Origin of the sequence: Mixta theicola (assembly GCF_002895925.1) — a bacterium.
Classification (GTDB): Bacteria; Pseudomonadota; Gammaproteobacteria; order Enterobacterales; family Enterobacteriaceae; genus Mixta; species Mixta theicola.
Genome location: NZ_NWUO01000063.1, coordinates 1 through 518, shown reverse-complemented (window position 1 = coordinate 518; position 518 = coordinate 1). Strand labels below are relative to the sequence as shown.

General features: G+C 51.9%; 1 pseudogene. It reads right to left on the bottom strand.

Annotated elements, in window-relative coordinates:
• A pseudogene (locus tag COO59_RS20635) lies at positions 1-215 on the bottom strand (hypothetical protein); the annotation flags it as partial.
• Positions 216-518: the final 303 nt, after the last annotated feature.

The window sequence follows — 518 nt, the reverse complement described above, 5'->3', positions numbered from 1 at the left end:
CGTAACAATTCATCATACTGTCGCCAAAATCCTGCCTGCTGCGGTGCAATTCCGCAGCTAAACCAGCGGGATGTGAATGCACCATATGTGCGACCCAGATTTTGGCCCTGGTCGACAAACTACGCCTGCCCCCACAAATGCACCAGACCGTTCGGCGCGGGCGTACCGGTGAGATTCATCCAGCGCCGAACGTGTTTATGCGCAACTTTGCCTACCAATCCATGAAATCGCCCGCGAACTGGAGGTATCAAAATCAGCTGTAATTGGCTGGAAGCAGGATGGCGAATCTGGACACAGCAAAGGCGAGGCGCTGATCGATTTCTGGCTGCACGTCACGCATCAGCCGCGCGACGCACTGCCCGTGAATGTCACATCCCGGCGTTTTGTTTATCGGGGGCATGGTAAGTGTTAACGTGTTGGTTGTTTTATATACAACACGTTGTTTTAAAACAGGCTTTATCTTAACAGGGAGCGTTATATGGATACAGAGTTACAATTTGCCGTATCGCCGGTGCAGC